The sequence below is a fragment of the Enterobacter sp. 725m/11 genome, assembly GCF_011683705.1.
Lineage (GTDB): Bacteria > Pseudomonadota > Gammaproteobacteria > Enterobacterales > Enterobacteriaceae > Enterobacter > Enterobacter bugandensis.
On the sequence record NZ_JAAQOK010000068.1, the window covers coordinates 1 to 20,059 of the forward strand.

The 20,059-nt window shown below is 55.7% G+C and carries 22 protein-coding genes; 12 read left to right on the forward strand and 10 right to left on the reverse strand.

The window, feature by feature from the left end:
• Positions 1 to 208: DUF1471 domain-containing protein (locus HBA26_RS20945; RefSeq protein ID WP_166721031.1), on the reverse strand; the 208-nt coding region annotated here is incomplete at its 3' end.
• Positions 209 to 548: 340 nt separating this feature from the next.
• Here HBA26_RS20945 and rpsF point away from each other — a divergent pair.
• The 5 genes from rpsF (at position 549) to HBA26_RS20970 (ending at position 3,070) form a co-directional block, all read left to right on the forward strand.
• Entirely contained in the window at positions 549 to 944 is a 396-nt protein-coding gene (gene rpsF, locus HBA26_RS20950; RefSeq protein ID WP_014068637.1) for a 30S ribosomal protein S6, read from the forward strand.
• Between the two features lie 6 nt (positions 945 to 950).
• Positions 951 to 1,265, forward strand: coding sequence for a primosomal replication protein N (priB, locus tag HBA26_RS20955; protein WP_028015270.1), 315 nt, complete (start codon positions 951 to 953; stop codon positions 1,263 to 1,265).
• A gap of 4 nt (positions 1,266 to 1,269) precedes the next feature.
• Positions 1,270 to 1,497 carry a 30S ribosomal protein S18 gene (gene rpsR / locus HBA26_RS20960; protein ID WP_000135199.1) on the forward strand — a complete coding sequence of 76 codons (228 nt, stop codon included), beginning with the start codon at positions 1,270 to 1,272 and terminating at the stop codon, positions 1,495 to 1,497.
• A 41-nt stretch (positions 1,498 to 1,538) separates the two neighbouring features.
• Positions 1,539 to 1,988, forward strand: a complete 450-nt coding sequence (gene rplI / locus HBA26_RS20965) for a 50S ribosomal protein L9 (RefSeq protein ID WP_006810372.1) — start codon at positions 1,539 to 1,541, stop codon at positions 1,986 to 1,988.
• A gap of 152 nt (positions 1,989 to 2,140) precedes the next feature.
• A complete protein-coding gene (locus HBA26_RS20970) occupies positions 2,141 to 3,070 on the forward strand; it encodes a DMT family transporter (protein ID WP_063437233.1) in 930 nt (309 codons plus the stop codon).
• Between the two features lie 46 nt (positions 3,071 to 3,116).
• Here the strand turns inward: HBA26_RS20970 and HBA26_RS20975 are convergent, their stop codons facing one another.
• Positions 3,117 to 3,755 (reverse strand): OapA family protein, encoded by a 639-nt coding sequence (locus HBA26_RS20975; RefSeq protein WP_028015272.1) that lies wholly within the window; start codon positions 3,753 to 3,755, stop codon positions 3,117 to 3,119.
• 233 nt (positions 3,756 to 3,988) lie between these two features.
• Here HBA26_RS20975 and fklB point away from each other — a divergent pair, with 233 nt between their 5' ends.
• Both fklB and cycA read left to right on the forward strand, forming a co-directional pair.
• Positions 3,989 to 4,609: an FKBP-type peptidyl-prolyl cis-trans isomerase gene (fklB, locus tag HBA26_RS20980; protein ID WP_008502892.1), complete on the forward strand. Its 621-nt coding sequence runs from the start codon at positions 3,989 to 3,991 to the stop codon at positions 4,607 to 4,609.
• Between the two features lie 312 nt (positions 4,610 to 4,921).
• On the forward strand, positions 4,922 to 6,331 hold the full coding sequence (gene cycA / locus HBA26_RS20985; protein ID WP_047366984.1) for a D-serine/D-alanine/glycine transporter: 1,410 nt from the start codon (positions 4,922 to 4,924) through the stop codon (positions 6,329 to 6,331).
• Positions 6,332 to 6,417: 86 nt separating this feature from the next.
• On the opposite strand, the gene ytfE is transcribed toward cycA, so the two are convergent.
• Complete coding sequence (ytfE, locus tag HBA26_RS20990; RefSeq protein ID WP_045631260.1) at positions 6,418 to 7,080, reverse strand: iron-sulfur cluster repair protein YtfE; 663 nt, start codon at positions 7,078 to 7,080, stop codon at positions 6,418 to 6,420.
• A 244-nt stretch (positions 7,081 to 7,324) separates the two neighbouring features.
• Between ytfE and HBA26_RS20995 the strand changes: the two genes are divergently transcribed.
• A complete protein-coding gene (locus tag HBA26_RS20995) occupies positions 7,325 to 8,974 on the forward strand; it encodes a methyl-accepting chemotaxis protein (protein ID WP_047366986.1) in 1,650 nt (549 codons plus the stop codon).
• A gap of 79 nt (positions 8,975 to 9,053) precedes the next feature.
• Here HBA26_RS20995 and HBA26_RS21000 read toward each other — a convergent pair whose 3' ends face one another.
• The 3 genes from HBA26_RS21000 to HBA26_RS21010 form a co-directional block, all read right to left on the reverse strand.
• Positions 9,054 to 10,019 carry a DMT family transporter gene (locus tag HBA26_RS21000; protein WP_041911471.1) on the reverse strand — a complete coding sequence of 322 codons (966 nt, stop codon included), beginning with the start codon at positions 10,017 to 10,019 and terminating at the stop codon, positions 9,054 to 9,056.
• 75 nt (positions 10,020 to 10,094) lie between these two features.
• On the reverse strand, positions 10,095 to 10,919 hold the full coding sequence (locus tag HBA26_RS21005; protein WP_028015277.1) for an AraC family transcriptional regulator: 825 nt from the start codon (positions 10,917 to 10,919) through the stop codon (positions 10,095 to 10,097).
• 81 nt (positions 10,920 to 11,000) lie between these two features.
• Positions 11,001 to 11,849: an SDR family oxidoreductase gene (locus tag HBA26_RS21010; RefSeq protein ID WP_028015278.1), complete on the reverse strand. Its 849-nt coding sequence runs from the start codon at positions 11,847 to 11,849 to the stop codon at positions 11,001 to 11,003.
• Between the two features lie 84 nt (positions 11,850 to 11,933).
• Between HBA26_RS21010 and HBA26_RS21015 the strand changes: the two genes are divergently transcribed.
• Positions 11,934 to 12,320 (forward strand): helix-turn-helix domain-containing protein, encoded by a 387-nt coding sequence (locus HBA26_RS21015; RefSeq protein ID WP_028015279.1) that lies wholly within the window; start codon positions 11,934 to 11,936, stop codon positions 12,318 to 12,320.
• A gap of 40 nt (positions 12,321 to 12,360) precedes the next feature.
• Here the strand turns inward: HBA26_RS21015 and HBA26_RS21020 are convergent, their stop codons facing one another.
• The gene (locus tag HBA26_RS21020) at positions 12,361 to 14,304 is read right to left on the reverse strand and encodes a bifunctional 2',3'-cyclic-nucleotide 2'-phosphodiesterase/3'-nucleotidase (protein WP_126345996.1); all 1,944 of its coding nucleotides are present in this window, start codon (positions 14,302 to 14,304) and stop codon (positions 12,361 to 12,363) included.
• A gap of 190 nt (positions 14,305 to 14,494) precedes the next feature.
• Here HBA26_RS21020 and cysQ point away from each other — a divergent pair, with 190 nt between their 5' ends.
• Complete coding sequence (cysQ, locus tag HBA26_RS21025) at positions 14,495 to 15,235, forward strand: 3'(2'),5'-bisphosphate nucleotidase CysQ (RefSeq protein WP_126345995.1); 741 nt, start codon at positions 14,495 to 14,497, stop codon at positions 15,233 to 15,235.
• Here the strand turns inward: cysQ and HBA26_RS21030 are convergent.
• Entirely contained in the window at positions 15,229 to 15,786 is a 558-nt protein-coding gene (locus HBA26_RS21030; protein WP_048959079.1) for a YtfJ family protein, read from the reverse strand. The two genes, cysQ and HBA26_RS21030, sit on opposite strands and share 7 nt — an antisense overlap.
• 324 nt (positions 15,787 to 16,110) lie before the next feature.
• Here HBA26_RS21030 and HBA26_RS21035 point away from each other — a divergent pair, with 324 nt between their 5' ends.
• Positions 16,111 to 16,317, forward strand: coding sequence for a DUF1107 domain-containing protein (locus HBA26_RS21035; RefSeq protein ID WP_008501430.1), 207 nt, complete (start codon positions 16,111 to 16,113; stop codon positions 16,315 to 16,317).
• A gap of 75 nt (positions 16,318 to 16,392) precedes the next feature.
• On the opposite strand, the gene HBA26_RS21040 is transcribed toward HBA26_RS21035, so the two are convergent.
• Together HBA26_RS21040 and msrA are read right to left on the reverse strand one after the other, a co-directional pair.
• Positions 16,393 to 17,730 carry a hemolysin family protein gene (locus tag HBA26_RS21040; RefSeq protein WP_028015283.1) on the reverse strand — a complete coding sequence of 446 codons (1,338 nt, stop codon included), beginning with the start codon at positions 17,728 to 17,730 and terminating at the stop codon, positions 16,393 to 16,395.
• Between the two features lie 211 nt (positions 17,731 to 17,941).
• Positions 17,942 to 18,583: a peptide-methionine (S)-S-oxide reductase MsrA gene (msrA, locus tag HBA26_RS21045; RefSeq protein ID WP_028015284.1), complete on the reverse strand. Its 642-nt coding sequence runs from the start codon at positions 18,581 to 18,583 to the stop codon at positions 17,942 to 17,944.
• 223 nt (positions 18,584 to 18,806) lie between these two features.
• On the opposite strand from msrA, the gene tamA reads away from it, so the two are divergent.
• Positions 18,807 to 20,059: autotransporter assembly complex protein TamA (gene tamA / locus HBA26_RS21050; protein ID WP_166721032.1), on the forward strand; the 1,253-nt coding region annotated here is incomplete at its 3' end.

Sequence of the window (20,059 nt, forward strand, 5' to 3'; positions counted from 1 at the left end):
GGTAATAGGTTGCGCCCTGGGCATCGGTCTCTTCATTTAGTGCCCGATCTGCTTCGCTTTCAGTGGCGAAATTATGATTGATATAGATTACGCCTAAGCTATGCACATCATCCATGTTTCTGGCCTGCCGGCCGTCTATTTTGATGGCTGCCATCGCGTTTGCACTGAGCAAAAGCGCCGCCATTATGGCTACTGCGATTTTTTTCATGATATGCGCTCCACGACTGCGTGCTGTGTGAGGGGAATACTCCTTCTTTAATTCAGCTGATCTCTGATTAAAGTGTAATCATTCCTCCGGCGGGGATGCGTGACCATTTCTGATGCAGTTGTTCAAAAAAACAACGCTTCCTGATGCGATTAATTTTAAATCACCCACTTAGACCAGCTTTACGCTTTGTGCGAATTATTTGTGCAATCAGCTTGAGTTTCCTGGGGGGGGCAAGTATTATGACGCGTCAATTTTTCAGCCGACCTTTAACACGTTCCTTGCCTCCCCGGGCCTCGGCTGACCCAGACAGGAGGCTGAATAATCCGTAAGGAGCAATTCGATGCGTCATTACGAAATCGTTTTTATGGTCCATCCTGACCAGAGCGAACAGGTTCCGGGTATGATCGAGCGTTACTCTGCTGCCATCACTGGTGCAGAAGGTACGATCCACCGTCTGGAAGACTGGGGCCGCCGTCAGCTGGCTTACCCGATCAACAAACTGCACAAAGCACACTACGTTCTGATGAACGTTGAAGCGCCGCAGGAAGTGATCGATGAGCTGGAAACTACCTTCCGCTTCAACGATGCCGTTATCCGCAGCATGGTTATGCGTACCAAAAACGCAGTTACCGAAGCATCTCCGATGGTTAAAGCGAAAGACGAGCGCCGTGAGCGTCGCGATGATTTCGCAAACGAAACCGCAGATGATTCTGATGCTGGGGATTCTGAAGAGTAATTTCTGATGACCAACCGTCTGGCGTTGTCCGGCATCGTATGCAGGGCTCCCCTTCGAAAGGTCAGTCCATCAGGAATTCCGCATTGCCAGTTCGTGCTTGAGCATCGTTCTGTGCAAGAGGAAGCCGGGTTTCACCGGCAGGCGTGGTGCCAAATGCCCGTTATTATTAGCGGACACGAAAACCAGGCCATTACTCACAGTTTAACGGTCGGTAGCGCAGTAATCGTTCAGGGGTTCATCTCTTGCCACAAGGCAAAGAACGGCCTGAGCAAAATGGTTCTGCATGCCGAGCAGATTGATTTGATAGATACTGGAGACTAGCCATATGGCACGTTATTTCCGTCGTCGCAAGTTCTGCCGTTTCACCGCGGAAGGCGTTCAAGAGATCGACTATAAAGATATCGCAACGCTGAAAAACTACATCACCGAAAGCGGTAAGATTGTCCCAAGCCGTATCACCGGTACTCGTGCAAAATATCAGCGTCAGCTGGCTCGCGCTATCAAACGCGCTCGCTACCTGTCCCTGCTGCCGTACACTGATCGTCATCAGTAATCGGGCACGGTCCATTAATACGACTTTAAGAGGATAAGGTAATGCAAGTTATTCTGCTTGATAAAGTAGCAAACCTGGGCAGCCTGGGTGATCAGGTTAACGTTAAAGCGGGCTACGCTCGTAACTTCCTGGTTCCACAGGGTAAAGCTGTTCCAGCTACTAAGAAAAACGTAGAGTTTTTCGAAGCACGTCGCGCTGAACTGGAAGCCAAACTGGCTGACGTTCTGGCGGCTGCTAACGCTCGCGCTGAAGCAATCAACGCACTGGGCACTGTTACCATCGCTTCCAAAGCTGGCGACGAAGGTAAACTGTTCGGTTCCATCGGTACCCGCGATATCGCTGATGCAGTTACTGCAGCAGGCGTTAAAGTGGCTAAGAGCGAAGTTCGCATGCCGAACGGCGTTCTGCGTACCACTGGTGAGCACGAAGTTGACTTCCAGGTTCACAGCGAAGTGTTCGCTAAACTGGTTGTTAACGTTGTAGCTGAGTAATTTTTTACTCTGCTCGCGTCGAAGCGCCGGCCTTGTGCCGGCGTTTTGCTATTTAAAGCTACCGGAAATTCTCTTTTTATCTCGTATGGTAGCTATTCCTGACGCATTCTCTGATAATAAATTGAAACGCAATTTTATTTATGAGATTTGTCATGGATACCGCTCTGCCCACGCCCGTCTTTGCCCGTCGACATGTGGCCTACGCCTGCGCCACGCTCTGCTGCCTGCTTTGGGGGAGCTCGTACCCGGCCATTAAAAATGGCTACGAACTCTTTCAGATCGCGACCGATGATATTCCCTCCAAAGTCGTTTTTGCCGGATACCGTTTTCTGTTTGCCGGTGCCTTGCTGCTGCTGTTTGCGCTGGCCCAGCGCAAACCGATTGGCAGGCTCACGCCCGCGCAGTTTGGCCAACTCACGATCCTCGGGCTGACCCAGACCACCATTCAGTACACATTCTTCTATATAGGACTGGCCTACACGACGGGGGTAAACGGCTCAATCATGAACGCCACCGGGACTTTCTTCAGCGTACTGCTGGCGCACTTTATCTACCACAATGACAAACTCAGCTATAACAAAACGCTAGGCTGTATTCTTGGGTTTGCCGGGGTGATGCTGGTGAACTTTCACAGTGGGTTAAGCGATTTCCAGTTTATCTGGAAAGGCGACGGTTTTGTGGTGCTGGCGGCTTTTATTCTCTCTGCCGCCACGCTTTACGGGAAACGTATTTCCCAGACCGTCGACCCAACGGTGATGACCGGCTGGCAGCTGGCGATAGGCGGGGCTGCGCTGGTTGCGGGAGGTTATGCCACGGGCGGAACGCTGGAAGTGCACAGCATGAAGGCCGTTGCGGTGCTGGGGTATCTGACGCTTCTCTCATCGGTGGCGTTCGCCCTGTGGAGCGCGCTGCTGAAAGTGAACCGGGTAAGCATGATTGCTCCGTTCAACTTTGTCATTCCTGTTGCAGGGACGGTGCTTTCCGCCATTTTCCTCGGCGAAAACATTCTGGATATCAAATACGCGATTGCGCTGGTGCTGGTCTGCTCGGGGATCTGGTGGGTGAATAAACGGAGTGCCTGAGAACAAAAGTGCCGGGTGGCGGCTTCGCCTTACCCGGCATACGCCATTAACGTGCTCTGATGAAACTGCCGTCCGGCTGGCGGGTAAACAGCACCTGCTGACCATTTCCGGTATCAATGGTCAGCCCGGTGACCACTCCGCTGGCGTTCTGGCGAATCTGCACCATCTGGCCGTTCTGTAAGTTGCTCAGCGGTTTACCTGCGCCTTCCACTTTTGCCATGGCATACACGTCGGTCGGCGGCAGGTTGTGGTCGCGGAAAAGCTGTGCCAGGGTTTTGCCCGGCTCCACGCGATAGGAACGCCACTGCTGCTCAATGCCGGTCGGCTGCTGGGTTTGCGGTTCAGACGGCGCTGCGGCCTGCTCCTGTTCATCCTGAACGGGTTCGGGTTCAACAGGCGCGACCTGACCCGGATCGTTAGACGGGGTTACCAGCTGCGTCTGCATCGGCTGCGCGTCAGGCTGCGGCCGCGTTTGCGACTGAAGATCCAGCTGCGCATTGCGGGTGACCGGCGCGGTATCAACATCATCACCGCCGGAAGGAAGCAGGAAGCCCACGATCACCATCAGCGCACCAATGATGATCCCCCTGCGGTGCAGAGGAGGCAGCGGGTCCATAATGCGAAAATTGTCCGGCGCCTGCCAGATTTTCGCCAGGGTAGGTTTCAGTTCAAATCGCCCGGGCATGGCTCTCCTCCTGCTCCGCGTCTTTTATATCCTGTGCTTCGAAGTATAGTTCGCTAACTGCCTGAACGACGTAGCAAACCGGACATCCGTGACATCAGTTCGGGATTAATCCTGGTTGTCTCTATTGTTTCTGTTTCGTCGCGGTTTGTCACCTTAACTTCAGACAAAGTTTTACCCATAAGGGCATGGCTGATATGCTGCCCGCTACTTTAAATGTGATGGAAGGAAAACCCATGACCACCCCGACTTTTGACACTATCGAAGCGCAGGCAAGTTACGGTATCGGCTTGCAGGTAGGACAGCAGCTGAGCGAATCCGGCCTGGAAGGTCTGTTACCTGAAGCGCTGGTGGCGGGTATCGCTGATGCGCTGGAAGGCAAACAGCCTGCCGTTCCGGTTGACGTTGTGCATCGTGCGCTGCGTGAAATCCACGAACGTGCTGACGCTGTGCGTCGCGCGCGCTTCGAAGAGATGGCAGCCGAAGGCGTGAAATATCTGGAAGAGAACCGCGAGCGCGAAGGCGTGAACAGCACCGAATCCGGCCTGCAGTTCCGCGTGATCAACCAGGGCGACGGCGCTATCCCGGCGCGTACCGACCACGTTCGCGTGCACTATACCGGTAAGCTGATCGACGGAACCGTGTTCGACAGCTCCGTGGCGCGCGGCGAACCGGCTGAGTTCCCGGTCAACGGCGTTATCGCGGGCTGGATCGAAGCCCTGACCCTGATGCCAGTGGGTTCCAAATGGGAACTGACCATCCCGCACAACCTGGCTTACGGCGAGCGTGGCGCTGGCGCGTCCATCCCGCCATTCAGCACCCTGGTCTTTGAAGTCGAGCTGCTGGAAATCCTGTAATCGACTTTTCTTATTTCCTCTCTCCGCACGGGGAGAGGAAAATAGTGATAAAACCCATAGTTACGACGGAATCAACATTTTATCTTGCAAACGAAACTGTTGCGTGTATTTTTGTGAGCTGTTTCGCGCTGTATGAGTGATATGACACTCACTTTCAACATATTATTAACATAATATCTAAATCATAGTATTCATCCCGCCGATTCTTACCTAATATCGATAAACCCTTACGAAGGGACCGTCATTTATTTGACGTTTTTAAAGGCCAGAAGAGCCTTAACAACACAGACAGGCATAAACAGGAAAAATTACATGGTAGATCAGGTCAAAGTCGCCGCTGCAGAAGAGGCGACGTCTGAACAGTCGCTACGGCGCAATCTCACAAACCGTCATATACAGCTTATCGCCATCGGCGGTGCCATCGGCACCGGGCTGTTTATGGGGTCGGGCAAAACCATCAGTCTTGCCGGGCCGTCGATCATCTTCGTTTATATGATCATCGGTTTTATGCTCTTCTTCGTGATGCGCGCAATGGGTGAATTGTTGCTCTCGAACCTCGAATACAAATCCTTCAGCGACTTCGCGTCGGACCTGCTCGGCCCGTGGGCGGGCTATTTTACCGGCTGGACATACTGGTTCTGCTGGGTGGTCACCGGCATGGCGGACGTCGTGGCGATTACCGCTTACGCGCAGTTCTGGTTCCCGGGGCTGTCGGACTGGGTCGCCTCGCTGGCGGTGATTATTCTGCTGCTGAGCCTGAACCTTGCCACCGTGAAAATGTTCGGTGAGATGGAGTTCTGGTTCGCGATGATCAAGATTGTCGCTATCGTGGGGCTGATTGTGGTGGGCCTGGTGATGGTTCTGACGCACTTCCAGTCGCCAACGGGCGTTCAGGCGTCCTTCACCCATCTGTGGAATGACGGCGGCTGGTTCCCGAAAGGCATCAGCGGCTTCTTTGCGGGCTTCCAGATTGCGGTGTTTGCGTTTGTGGGGATTGAGCTTGTCGGAACGACCGCTGCGGAAACCAAAGATCCGGAGAAGTCCCTGCCGCGCGCCATCAACTCCATACCGGTGCGTATCATCATGTTCTACGTCTTCGCGCTGATCATCATTATGTCCGTGACGCCGTGGAGCTCCGTGGTGCCCAGCAAGAGCCCGTTCGTTGAGCTGTTCGTGCTGGTAGGGCTGCCTGCTGCGGCGAGCCTGATTAACTTCGTGGTGCTGACCTCTGCGGCATCGTCTGCGAACAGCGGCGTGTTCTCAACCAGCCGTATGCTGTTTGGTCTGGCGCAGGAGGGCGTAGCGCCGAGCGCGTTCGCCAAGCTCTCTAAGCGTGCCGTACCGGCAAAAGGGCTGACCTTCTCCTGCATGTGCCTGCTGGGTGGTGTGGTGATGCTCTACGTGAACCCAAGCGTAATTGGCGCGTTTACCATGATCACCACCGTGTCGGCGATCCTGTTCATGTTCGTCTGGACCATTATCCTGTGCTCGTACCTCGTGTACCGCAAACAGCGTCCGCACCTGCATGAGAAGTCGATCTACAAGATGCCGCTGGGCAAGCTGATGTGCTGGGTGTGCATGGCGTTCTTCGTGTTCGTGCTGGTGCTGCTGACGCTCGAAGATGACACCCGTCAGGCGCTGGTCGTCACGCCGCTGTGGTTTATCGCGCTGGGGTTGGGCTGGCTGTTTATCGGTAAGAAACGGATGGCAGGCATGCGTTAAGCATATTGCCGGGTGGCGCTGACGCTTACCCGGCCTATGTTCGAGGACGTTGTAGGCCCGGTAAGCGCTAGCGCCACCGGGCTTTTTTATTCCCCCGCCAATGCCCGCGGGAACAGCACGTTATTCTCAAGACTGATGTGCTCCATCAGGTCGTCAATCATCTCGTTAATGCCGTTGTACATCGCTTTCCAGGTGGTGCACGCTTCCGGCGGCGGCGTGACGTTGTTAGTGGTGTGTTTGATCACGTCCAGCAGTTCGCCCGCGTCATCGTGCTCGCTTTCCATTACGCTGATAGGTCCCATCGCCTGGCTTCCCATTCCCTGTTTAATCATCGGGAAGAGGATCTGCTCTTCTTTCATCATGTGGCTGGAAAGCTCTTCATGCAGCATGGTCAGGTATTTTGCCAGACCGCGCGGCACGGAAGGCTTGTCGGCATGTACGCGCTCAACTTTCGTTGCCTGCAGGATCAGCTCAGGCAGCTGTTCACGGTGGCGGTCGTGGTAACGCACGATGATATGGTCGATGATTTCCGTGAGCGGGGCGGTGCGCCAGTCTTTTTCAACAGGCTGTTCAGCCAGCAGCGCCAGCTCCGCTTCGATAGCCTCCACGTCCAGTTCCTTGCGCGAGGCCGCTCGCGCCAGCGTTTGCTTACCGCCGCAGCAGTAATCCATATCGTATTTACGGAACAGCGCGGAAGCGCGAGGGATGGAGAGCGCCAGCTCGCCGAGGGGTTGGTCGCGAAAGGCCATAGCAGTTACCTCGTCATTAAAAATATAAGATGCATATTAAATGCATCTTTAAGGCGGCGCTATAACCCTTTAGAGGGAAGGGGTAAAGTGCGATACGGATCACAAAAAAATGTCCCGTTTAACTCTCTGAATGGATTTAGGAAAGTGGTTTAGAAAGTTTTTAAAGGTGGAGAAACAGTAAACAACCCGCCGCGCGTGCCGATAGATACACGTCAGACAAACCTGCATATAACAAAGGCAACGCATGTTTAAACGTATAAAAGTCATTACTCTTCTTATTTCGGTGCTGCTTGTGCTCGGCATCATGCAAGTGATTTCCGCGGGTATCTTTATCAACGCGCTGAATAACGATAAAGACAACTTCACCGTGTCGCAGCTTTCCAGCCAGAACGTGGCGGAATTTACCGACGCCTGGATCAGCCTGAACCAGGCGCGCGTCACGCTAAACCGCGGGATGCTGCGTCTGCAAAGCAGCATGGCCTCTCAGATTAACGGCGGACAGCTGAACGAGCTGGTTAACACCGCGAAAAATCTGCTGGCCAATGCGCAGGTCCATTACGACAAATACTACGCCCTGCCGAATACCCCGGGTCTGGATGAGAACCTGGCCGATCGGCTGGAAGAGCAGTACCGCATCTACTCCGCCACGTTGACGCAAATGAACGTTCTGCTGGGCCAGGGCAACCTGGAAGATATGTTCAAGCAGAATGCAGAACAGAAGCAGACGGCAATGCAAAAGGTCTATCGCGAGTGGCGCGAGGCGCAGGCTGCGCTCACCAGTAAAGGCATTCAGGATAACGAAAGCGACTACAAGCGCATCCTGTGGATCCTTTCTGCCGTCATGATCCTCGTCATTGCGGTGATTATCTCCAGCTGGATCGCCATGCGCCGGGTGCTGCTGCTGCCGCTGGAAGAGGTGATCAACCATATCCGCGCCATCGCGGCAGGGGATTTAACCCAGCCGATTCAGGCTGAAGGCAAAAACGAAATGGCTATCCTGGCGCGCAACGTGCAGGAGATGCAAACCTCGCTGGCGAACACCGTGGGCGTGGTGCGTGAAGGCGCAGACACCATCTATACCGGTGCGGGTGAAATCTCGGCGGGCAGCAACGACCTCTCTTCTCGTACCGAGCAGCAGGCCGCGTCTCTGGAAGAGACGGCAGCCAGCATGGAACAGCTGACCGCCACCGTGAAGCAGAACGCGGATAACGCGCGTCAGGCGTCTCGTCTGGCGCTGGATGCCTCCTCAACCGCGAAGAAGGGCGGTAACGTGGTGGAAGGCGTGGTGCGCACCATGGACGAGATCGCCACCAGCTCCAGTAAAATCGCGCAAATTACTAACGTTATCGACGGCATTGCCTTCCAGACCAACATTCTGGCGCTGAACGCGGCGGTGGAAGCGGCGCGTGCGGGCGAGCAGGGCCGTGGCTTTGCGGTAGTTGCAGGAGAAGTACGCACGCTTGCCCAGCGCAGCGCCCAGGCGGCGAAAGAGATTAAGGCGCTGATCGATGATTCCGGCGAGCGCGTGAACGCCGGCTCGCAGCTGGTGAACGAAGCGGGCGCGACGATGGCGGAAATCGTTAACGCGGTTACCCGCGTGACCGACATCATGGGCGAAATTGCCTCTGCCTCTGACGAGCAGAGCCGCGGTATCGACCAGGTTGGTCAGGCGGTAGCCGAGATGGACCGCGTGACCCAGCAGAACGCCTCGCTGGTGGAGGAGTCTGCGGCGGCAGCGGCAGCGCTGGAAGATCAGGCTGCACGCCTGAACGAAGCGGTAGCGGTGTTCAAAATAACGCGTAATCAGGCGGTCAAAGCGGCACCGGTGAAAACCTATGTGCCAAAAACGCAGCCAGCAGCGACGGCGTCTGAAGCGAACTGGGAAACGTTTTAAAGGCTTGCCCGGTGGCGGCTACGCCTTACCAGACCTACTGTTTTGTAGGCCCTGCAAGCGTAGCGCCGCTGGGCATTACTCACATCTCCGAAGCCGGAACGACCCTCGGTTTTTCCGGCTTCGCTCTTACCGCCATCACCACCCCCACCACCAGCAGCGCGATCCCGCAGGCCGTTAACAGCGGCGGCACGCTCTGGCGCATCAGGAAGGTGTACAGCAGCCCGGCCAGGGTTTCGAACACAATCAGCGGCCCTAAGATCACCGTCGGCAGCTTCTGGCTGGCAATGTTCCAGCACAGCGCGCCCACCCAGGAGCACAGCACCGCAATCGCAACCATTAAACCAATAAAGACCCAGGGTCTTGGCCCGAAGGGCTGGGCAAATTCCGGCTGCTGATGACCCAGCCAGAGGCATGCGCCGGCATACCCCACTAACGAGACGGGGAGCGTGACCAGCGCCTGCGCCGTTGCCCACATCATCGGGTGTTTATCCGGGTTCTCCCGCAGCCAGCGCGCATTGCGCAGGGCGTACCAGGCCCAGCACGCGACCGAGATGAACGCTAAAACGATCCCCGAACCGTAACGCCATAAGCTGAAGTCTGCCAGGCCGTGGCGCAGCTCGGCGATATTGACGCACACCAGCCCCACGGCGGTGCAGGCCAGGGCGGGTATCATTTTCGACCACGCCAGCTTGCCGTCCCGATGACTATAAAGCAGATTCGCGAAGATGGGGATGACCACCGGCAGCGTGCCGATAATCATGGTCGACACCGGCGCTCCGGTTCGCTGAATGGCGCTTGCCAGGCAGACGTAATAGATGAGATTGCCCATCATGGTCAGCGCCAGCGCGGTGCCCCAGTCCTGACGGCTGAGCTGTCGCAAGCGCGTACGCCCCAGCCATGCCAGAGGAAGGGCAATCAGCCCGAGCGCCAGATAACGTCCGGTAGACTGCAATATCGCCGGGTATTCCGGCACGATCAGAGGGCCGACAAAGATCAGCCCCCACATCAGACCTGCAAGCAGGGCATACAACACGCCGCTAATCATTTTTCCATCCACATTGATTTACTCTGCACTCAGTCTAGAAGGGGGAAACGCGCGCGTATTGTATGAGATTGCGCATTAGCGCCGGGCGACCTGTTTCTGGTAGCGCACGGGCGTAATGCCGTAGCGGCGGGTGAAGGCGCGGGTTAAATGCGACTGGTCGGTCAGCCCCGTTGCGGCGGCGACTTCGGCGGCGGGCATACCGTGGGTGAGAAACGCCTTGGCGCGCCACAGGCGGATGGCCATTAACATCTGGTGCGGCGTAACGTGAAAATGGGCTTTGAACTGGCGTTGGAAATGGTACGGGCTGAGCGAGACAACGTTCGCCAGTTCGTCCAGCGTCAGGGCGTGCATATAGTTGTCGTGCAAATACTCGCGCACGCGCTCGAAACGGTGTGCGCCTTCCTGAACCACCGGCGCGTGATGGGCTAGCGGCTGAAAGGTCTCGATCAGATCCAGCAATAAGCCTTTTTGCGCCAGCGGATCGTCCGTATGCCACAGGCCGTAAATTAGCCTGCCGATCTGCTGAGAGCGCTGCGGGTCGTAACGGGTTACGTCGCTGAACCACCAGTGGCGCAGGCCGGTTACCTCTTCCAGAAGATCGGGTTCGATGTAGACCATCCGGTAGCGCCAGCCGTCTTCGGTCGCGGACTCCCCGGTATGGATCTCGTCCGGGTTCATGGTAACAACGGATTTTTCAGGTGCGAGATGCTGGGTGCCGCGATAGCGAAAGCGTTCGGCGCCGGTTTCGATGGTGCCGATGCCGAAGGCTTCATGGGTGTGGGGCTCAAAGGCGTAGTCAGAGATATGCGCGTGATAGAGTTCAAGGCCCGGCAGCTGCGCCAGATGGCGAAAGCGCGCGCTGTCTCTCTCGTCAGTAAACTGTTCCGGTACGCCTTGCACGGTGAGCCTCCTCATGGGTCATCACTACATTATCAGAGATGACCCGAGGGGATGCCACAAAAAATAACCAATCCGTAACAATTACAGAATGGCTTTGACGCTCTCCGCCAGCGGTGTAGTCGGGCGGCCAATCAGCTTGCTCAGGGTACGGCTGTCGTCAAACAGGCCGCCTTTGGACGCGCCCACGTCGGAGTCCGCCAGCATATCCGCCAGCCCGGCGGGTAAACCCACGCTCTTCAATGCGGCTGCAAAGTCCGCTTCGCTCAGGTTTTGATACGCCACAGGTTTACCGCTCTGCTTGCTCAGTTCCGCCGCCAGCTCGCTCAATGTCCAGCCGTGGTCGCCTGCCAGTTCGTATACCTTGCCCGCATGACCCTCTTCAGCGATCACTTTGGCTGCCGCCGCGGCATAGTCTGCGCGGGTGGCAGAGGCAATTTTGCCTTCGCCTGCGGCACCAATGAATACGCCGTGTTCCAGCGCAGGCGGCGCGCTCGCCAGGTAGTTTTCGGTGTACCAGCCGTTGCGCAGCAGGGCGTATGGCACGCCAGATTCTGCCAGCGCTTTCTCGGTTTCGACATGTTCAACGTGCAGACCCAGCGGTGATTTATCCGCGTGCAGCAGGCTGGTGTAGGCGATAAATTTCACGCCTGCCGCTTTGGCGGCGTTGATCACGTTCTGGTGCTGGGTCGCGCGCTGGCCCACTTCGCTTGAGGAGATGAGCAGCAGCTTTTCCACGCCGCTCAGCGCGGCAGTAAAGGCGGCTTCATCGGTGTAATCCGCCTGACGAACCACAATACCCTGGTTGCTTAACGCTTCAGCTTTCGCCGGGTTACGAACAATGGCAACAATCTGGTTTGCTGGAACGGTTTTCAGCAGTTCTTCAATAACGTGCTGGCCAAGCTGGCCGGTAGCGCCGGTAATCGCGATCATGATAAATCTCCTTCGTGTTTGTCTGGTGTTGTGGCACACTATCACCATAGCTAACTTTTGGTAAGTACGTACAAAAAGGTAAGTATGAAAAAAACGATCCCAACGCTCAGCGAGCAAATGCGCGATGGCAATCTCTTCGCGGAACAGTGCCCTTCACGGGAGGTGCTTAAACACGTTACCAGCCGCTGGGGCGTGCTGATCCTGCTGGCTCTGCGCGGAGGAACGCACCGTTTTAGCGAGCTGCGCCATAAAATGGGCGGGGTGAGCGAAAAGATGCTGTCCCAGTCGCTTCAGGCGCTGGAGCAGGACGGGTTTGTCGATCGCGTGTCGTATCCGGTCGTGCCGCCGCACGTCGAGTATAGCCTGACACCGATGGGCATCGAGGTGAGCGAGAAAGTCGCCGCGCTGGCGGACTGGATTGAAGTCAATACGCCGAAGGTGATGGCGAATCGGGATGAGCGTGCGGCGTAAAAGCCGGGTGGCGGTTTCGCCTTACCCGGCACAATCACCGCTACCTGCTTAAATCCACCTGATAAATCGCGAACCCGATATCATCCGTCGCAACCTTTTTCATCGGATACTGCGCCTTATCCTTAATAAACGCGGCTGCCTTATCGGACGGTGACGTTTCAAAGCGGATATCCAGTTTCGCATCGCTGTGGATTGGCGCAAGACGCCAGTTGTTATCCACCGCCGGGTGAATTTCGCCCGCCTTCTTCGACTCCGCGCCGATCCACGCCGCCAGCACCGAGCGGTTTTCGTCCGGTGACGCAAAAGCGATGTGGCTATCGCCCGTACCGGCAAACTTACCGCCGTAGGCGCGGTAGTTATTGGTCACCACCAGGAAGGTGGCATTCGGGTCGATCGCCTTGCCGTTGAAGGTCAGGTTTTTGATGCGTTCGGCCTGCGGGTTAATCGCCTGGCACTCGCCGTCATATTTTGCCGGCTGGGTGACGTCAATCTGGTAATTTACGCCGTCGATCACGTCGAAGTTGTAGGTGCGGAAGCCATCCCAGTTAATCAGCGGCTGTGGTTTACTGCTCTTCGGGTCGATCTGGTTAAACTGCCCGGCGGAGCATTCCAGCCACTCCTTCACCTCTTTCCCCGTGGCTTTAACCACCACCAGGGTATTCGGGTAGAGATAGAGATCGGCGGCGTTACGGAAGGTGAGCTGGCCTTTTTCGACCTCAACATAGCTTGCCGGGTCGTTCTTGCGTCCGCCCACTTTGAATGGCGCAGCGGCAGACAGCACCGGCAGTTTTGCCAGATCCGGATCGCCCTGAACAAAGTGTTCGGCATAGGCTTTCTGGGCCATGTTGACTACCTGAACGGTCGGATCGTCCTGCACCAGCGCCAGGAAGCTGTACATGTTGTCGGCGGATTTGCCGATCGGCTTGCTGACGAATTCGCGGGTGGCGTCGTGGTCGTGCTTCAGCACGTCGACCAGCTTTTTATCTTCACCTGCCAGGGATTTTTTAGCCGCCGCGTCGTAAATCGGGCGCGCTTCGGCTTTTGACTGCGTCACCTTCCAGCTGCCGCTGTCGTTATTTAGCACCAGATCCACCACGCCAAGGTGGTCGCCCCACATGCCCGGCATCACTGACGGCACGCCGTTGAGCGTCCCTTTCTCGATATCCGCCCCTTTAATGCTGGCAAAATCTTTGCCCGGGAAAACAGCGTGAGCGTGGCCGAACAGGATCGCGTCAACGCCCGGGACTTCGCTCAGATAATAAACGGAGTTCTCCGCCATGGCCTGATACGGGTCGGCTGACAGGCCTGAGTGAGCCACCACGACAACGACATCCGCGCCTTTCGCGCGCATTTCCGGCACGTGCTTGCGCGCGGTTTCGGTAATGTCATTAACGGTCACTTTGCCGTCGAGGTTGGCTTTATCCCAGGTCATGATCTGCGGCGGTACGAAGCCGATATAGCCGATTTTCAGCGTCTGCTTTTTACCGTCCCGATCGACAACTTCACTCTCTTTAATCAGGTAAGGGGTAAAGAGCGGCTTTTGCGTCTTAACGTCGATGATATTGGCGTTAACGTATGGGAACTTCGCGCCGGCCAGCGCATCGTGCAGGTATTTCAGGCCGTAGTTGAATTCGTGGTTGCCCAGGTTGCCGACGACATAGTCCAGCGTGTTCATCGCTTTATAAACCGGATGGATCTCGCCTTTCTTCAGACCTTTCGCCGCCATGTAATCGCCAAGCGGGCTGCCCTGAATGAGATCGCCGTTGTCCACCAGCACGCTATTTTTGACTTCACCCCGCGCGGCGTTGATCAAACTTGCTGTACGTACCAGTCCGAATTTTTCCGTAGGGGTATCTTTGTAGTAATCGAAGTCCATCATATTGCTGTGCAGATCGGTCGTTTCCAGAATACGCAGATCTACCGTCGCCGCCTGCACGCTCGCTGCAATCAGCGTCGCCAGAAGCGTTGCACTAAACTTAATCATCAGAGGAGTCCTTTTTTCGATCCGTTCCACAAAAGAGTATGTATCTATCGTTTGTTGCTTACAGAAATGTGAATCCTGACAGAAAAAAGCGACCTGAAACCGGAATTGCTTCACAGATAGCGGAATTGTTCACATTACGATATAACTAAAACAAAGAGTTAACCTCACTGCGTTAACAAAGAGGTGGAAAATGCTAGATAAGATTTGTCAGCTCGCACGGGATGCGGGAGATGCCATCATGCAGGTGTATGACGGTGTTAAACCGATGGAGGTCGTCAGCAAGGCGGACGACTCCCCGGTCACGGCGGCCGATATCGCGGCGCATAAGGTGATCCTGCAAGGTCTGCAGACCTTAACGCCGGATATCCCCGTTCTGTCTGAAGAAGCGCCGCAAAGCTGGGACGAGCGCCAGCACTGGCAGCGCTACTGGCTGGTCGATCCGCTGGACGGGACAAAAGAGTTCATCAAGCGCAACGGTGAGTTCACCGTCAATATTGCCCTGATTGAGAAGGGTAAAGCGGTGCTCGGCGTGGTCTACGCGCCGGTAATGAAGGTGATGTATAGCGCTGCAGAAGGGAAGGCCTGGAAGGAGGAGTGCGGCGTACGCAAGCAGATCCAGGTGCGCGATGCCCGTCCACCGCTGGTGGTGATTAGCCGCTCGCACAGCGACAGCGAGCTGGAGGAATACCTGCAACAGCTGGGTGAACACCAGACCACCTCGATTGGCTCGTCGCTGAAATTCTGCCTGGTGGCGGAAGGTCAGGCGCAGCTCTATCCGCGCTTTGGGCCAACCAACGTCTGGGATACCGCGGCAGGCCATGCCGTTGCCGCGGCCGCCGGGGCGCATGTCCATGACTGGCAGGGCAAGCCGCTGGACTACACCCCGCGCGAATCCTTCCTCAACCCCGGCTTCCGCGTCTCTCTTTACTGAGCCAGCAGTTTGTGCAGCAGGGCGACAACCTGCTGCACCTCTTCCTGAGTTAACGCGCCGTCTTTCACCCACTGCACGCGGCCGTCCTTATCCAGCACGATAATCGCGGAGCTCTCTTCCTCAAGCTGCCAGGCCTTACGCGTCACGCCATTGCTGTCAACGATAAACTGCGACCACGGGTAGAGCTTTTTATTGCTCTCAAGGCTTGAGCGCACAAACATCCCGGAGCCAGGAATGGCATCATCGGTGTTCACAATCGTGGTGGTCTGGTAGCGGTCATGGGGGAATTTTGCGGCCTTGATCGCCTCCACCAGGCTGGCATTCTTCTCTTTTGCGGATGTACGACCGGCAATATGTTGTACAACTCTCACTTTGCCCGCGAGCTGCGCGCTATTCCAGGCTTTATAGCTAAACTTATCATTGTCGAGAATCAATTCTCCCCGGTCAGCAATGCCGACTGGCGGTACACGTTGTCCTTTTTCAATGCTGTGAGCGGAAGCCCACAGGGGCAGCAGCAGGCAGGCTGCCGCAAGGATGTTACGTAGGGTCATGGCGTTTCCTTATTGTTTGCAGGTGATCCGACCACTTGGTCATACGCTTTTAATCATAAGTGCGATCAATGTGGTTTTCCCGCAATCCGAGTGCCAGTTTGCGGGTGAACGCACATATCCATGAAAAAACGACGGCTTATACTGCTCTCTATCACGCTTTGCAAAGATTATTCTGAATAATTGTAATCAAACGGTAAATAAACTTATGCACACTGGGTAACACCGTAGTTCTGGTCTATAGTCATTGGGCATCAAAATTTGCGCTCAGGACAGTCGGGCCGATTGTGGCACCGCAAGAGCGTATGATTCGCAGGAGATACAAGAATGAAAATTTTCCAACGCTACAACCCGCTTCAGGTGGCGAAGTACGTGAAGATCCTGTTCCGTGGACGGTTGTATATCAAGGATGTTGGCGCTTTTGAGTTTGATAAGGGCAAGATCCTTGTCCCAAAAGTGAAGGACAAACAGCACCTGTCTGTGATGTCCGAAGTCAACCGTCAGGTTATGCGTCTGCAAACTGAGATGGCTTAACCAACGTGCTATGCAGTAGGTAGTTAAAAAGACGGCTCCCGATGGGAGCCGTTGATGTTTGTGGGGGTAGGTACGTTACGCCGACACCTTCTCTTCCGCGTCCGGCAGCTTCGGCACCAGTACGGTCGGCTTGTTGTCGATACGCGTCACCAGCAGCTGGTCGATGCGATAGTTATCAATATCCACCACCTCAAACTTGTAGCCGGAGAACTTCACCGAGTCGGTGCGTTTCGGGATTTTACGCAGCATAAACATCATAAAGCCGCCGATGGTTTCGTAGTTACCGGACTGCGGGAACTCGTCGATATCCAGCACGCGCATGACGTCTTCAATCGGCGTACCGCCGTCGATCAGCCATGAATTATCGTCACGCTGAACAATCTGCTCTTCCAGTCCCTGGCCAACCAGGTCTCCCATCAGCGTGGTCATCACGTCGTTCAGCGTGATGATACCCACCACCAGCGCGTATTCATTCATGATCACCGCGAAGTCTTCCCCGGCGGTTTTGAAACTTTCCAGCGCTTCGGAGAGCGTCAGGGTGTCCGGCACAATCAGGGTATTGCGGATCTGCACGCCGCTGTTCAGCGCCAGGCTCTGGTTTGCCAGCACGCGGTTCAGCAGGTCTTTGGAGTCGACGTAACCGATGATGTGGTCGATATCTTCATTACAGACCAGGAACTTGGAGTGAGGATGCTGCGCTACTTTGTTCTTCAGGCTCTGCTCATCTTCATGTAAATCGAACCAGATAATGTTTTCGCGGCCCGTCATGGAAGAGGGCACGGTACGGGATTCCAGTTCAAATACGTTCTCAATCAGCTCGTGTTCCTGCTTACGCAGCACTCCGGCCAGCGCGCCGGCTTCCACCACCGCATAAATGTCGTCAGAGGTGATGTCGTCTTTACGCACCATTGGCAGCTTAAAGATGCGGAAAATCACGTTCGCCAGGCCGTTGAAGAACCACACCAGCGGACGAAACACATACAGACAGAAGCGCATCGGGTTGATGATACGCAAAGCTACAGCTTCTGGCGCAATCATACCGATGCGTTTCGGGGTCAGGTCTGCAAAGAGGATGAACAGGCCGGTTACCAGCGAGAAGGAGAGAATAAAGCTCAGCTGTTCGGCAAGCTCAGCGGACATGTATTTGACAAAGAGGCTATAAAACGCTGGAGAAAAGGCCGCATCGCCCACGATACCGCCGAGAATGGCGACCGCGTTAAGGCCAATCTGCACCACGGTGAAGAACATGCCGGGGTTTTCCTGCATTTTCAGGATGCGGGTGGCATTGATGTTGCCCTCGTCGGCAAGCAGCTTCAGTTTGATTTTACGGGACGCGGCCAGCGAGATCTCAGATATCGAGAAAAATGCACTGACGGCAATAAGACAAAGTATTACTAAAATACTGTTTAACATAGTTTATCCGGCTTCTCGCCAGATCCTCAGAAGGGGGGTTGATACCATTTGTGTGAAAACACGTAGAACGTCAGCTCGTAGCGTTGAGCCGATTATTTCAGCGGTAGTATAGCGTAAAGAGATGTAAATCTGCCAGAGGTCACATTTTTGGCATAAAACAGACCGGACAGCGTGCGCTGTCCGGTACGGGTGACGTTTTAACGGTTAATAATCAGGCCAGCTGTGGCGGCAGGCAGACGCCGATGCCCCCGATGCCGCAGTAGCCGTACGGGTTTTTGTGCAGATACTGCTGATGATCGTCCTCGGCATAGTAGAACGGCTTCGCGGTGGCGATTTCCGTGGTCACCTCGCGCGTATCGCCTGCTTCACGCATGGCCTGCTGGAAACGCTCAAGGCTGGCGCGCGCGGCGGCGTCCTGCTCAGGCGTGAGCGGATAAATGGCCGAGCGATACTGTGTGCCGTGGTCGTTGCCCTGACGCATGCCCTGCGCCGGGTCGTGGTTTTCCCAGAAGACCTGCAGGAGCTGTTCGTAGCTGATGACCGTCGGGTCATATACCACGCGTACCGCTTCCGCATGGCCGGTTTCGCCGGAGCAGACTTCGCGGTAGGTTGGATTCGGCGTATAGCCGCCCGTGTAGCCGGCCGCGGTGCTGTAAACGCCGGGCAACTGCCAGAAGAGGCGCTCAACGCCCCAGAAGCAGCCCATGGCGAACAGGGCGATTTCCATTCCATCAGGAACGTTGGTCATTGAATGGTTATTGACGGCGTGTAAGGTCGCCACAGGCATAGGGGTGTTGCGTCCCGGTAATGCATCAGCTTGTGAAACCAGATGCTTCTTGTCGAATAAACTCACGATGGGGCCTCCCGGGGTGCGATGTTTCGGTTAAGGTTGTCACGAAGCGTTTAATTGAACACAATAAATGCGCTGAATGAGACTAGATTTAATCATAAGAAATATTTGGGTGTTACACCCGTTTTCAACCCACGATTTGGGTTTTTGGCTTCCGGGCCGTATTTTGCCGCACGGCGGCGCTTCATTTGCTTCCAGGGTGGAAAAGGGATATTCAGGAGAAAACGTGACAAAAATCCGCCAGTTATGTTTAGTCAGTGTGTTGCTGACAAGCGGGGTTGCCAGCGCGGCGAATGTCCGTTTGCAGGTTGAGGGGTTATCCGGGACGCTGGAAAAAAACGTGCGTGCGCAGCTGTCGACCATCCAGAGCGATGAGGTGACGCCGGACCGGCGTTTTCGCGCGCGCGTGGATGACGCGATCCGTGAAGGGCTAAAAGCGCTGGGGTATTACGAACCCACCATTGATTTCGATCTCCGCCCGCCGCCAAAGAAGGGGCGTCAGGTGCTTATTGCCCGCGTCTCGCCGGGCGAGCCGGTGCTGATTGGCGGCACGAACGTCATCCTGCGCGGCGGCGCGCGTACCGACCGCGACTACCTGGACCTGCTCAGCACGCGGCCGAAAATCGGCACCGTGCTCAACCACGGTGACTACGACCACTTCAAAAAAGAGCTGACGAGCGTCTCTCTGCGCAAGGGCTACTTCGACAGCCAGTTCAATAAAAGCCAGCTGGGCATCGCGCTGGAGCGACGTCAGGCCTTCTGGGATATTGACTACGACAGCGGCGAACGCTACCGCTTTGGCGATGTAACGTTTGAAGGTTCGCAAATTCGTGAAGAGTATCTGCAAAACCTCGTGCCGTTTAAAAAAGGCGATTACTACCAGTCGAGCGATCTGGCGGAGCTGAACCGTCGCCTCTCCGCTACCGGCTGGTTTAACTCCGTGGTTGTCGCACCGGAATTTGATAAGTCTCGCAAAACCAAGGTGTTGCCGCTGCATGGCGTTGTCTCGCCGCGCACCGAGAACACCATTGAGACCGGTGTTGGCTACTCGACAGACGTCGGTCCGCGCGTGAAGACCTCCTGGAAAAAGCCGTGGATGAACTCCTACGGCCACAGCCTGACCACCAGCGCCAGCATTTCCGCACCGGAACAGCAGCTTGATTTCAGCTATAAAATACCGCTGCTGAAAAACCCGCTTGAGCAATATTACCTGGTGCAGGGCGGCTTTAAGCGTACCGATTTGAACGATACCGAGCAGGATTCGACAACGCTTGCGGTTTCACGCTTCTGGGATCTCTCCAGCGGCTGGCAGCGCGCCATTAACCTGCGCTGGAGCCTTGATCACTTTACCCAGGCAAACGTCACCAACACCACTATGTTGCTTTATCCGGGCGTGATGATCAGCCGCACCCGCTCGCGCGGCGGCCTGATGCCAACATGGGGTGATTCACAGCGTTACTCTATCGACTACTCCAATAC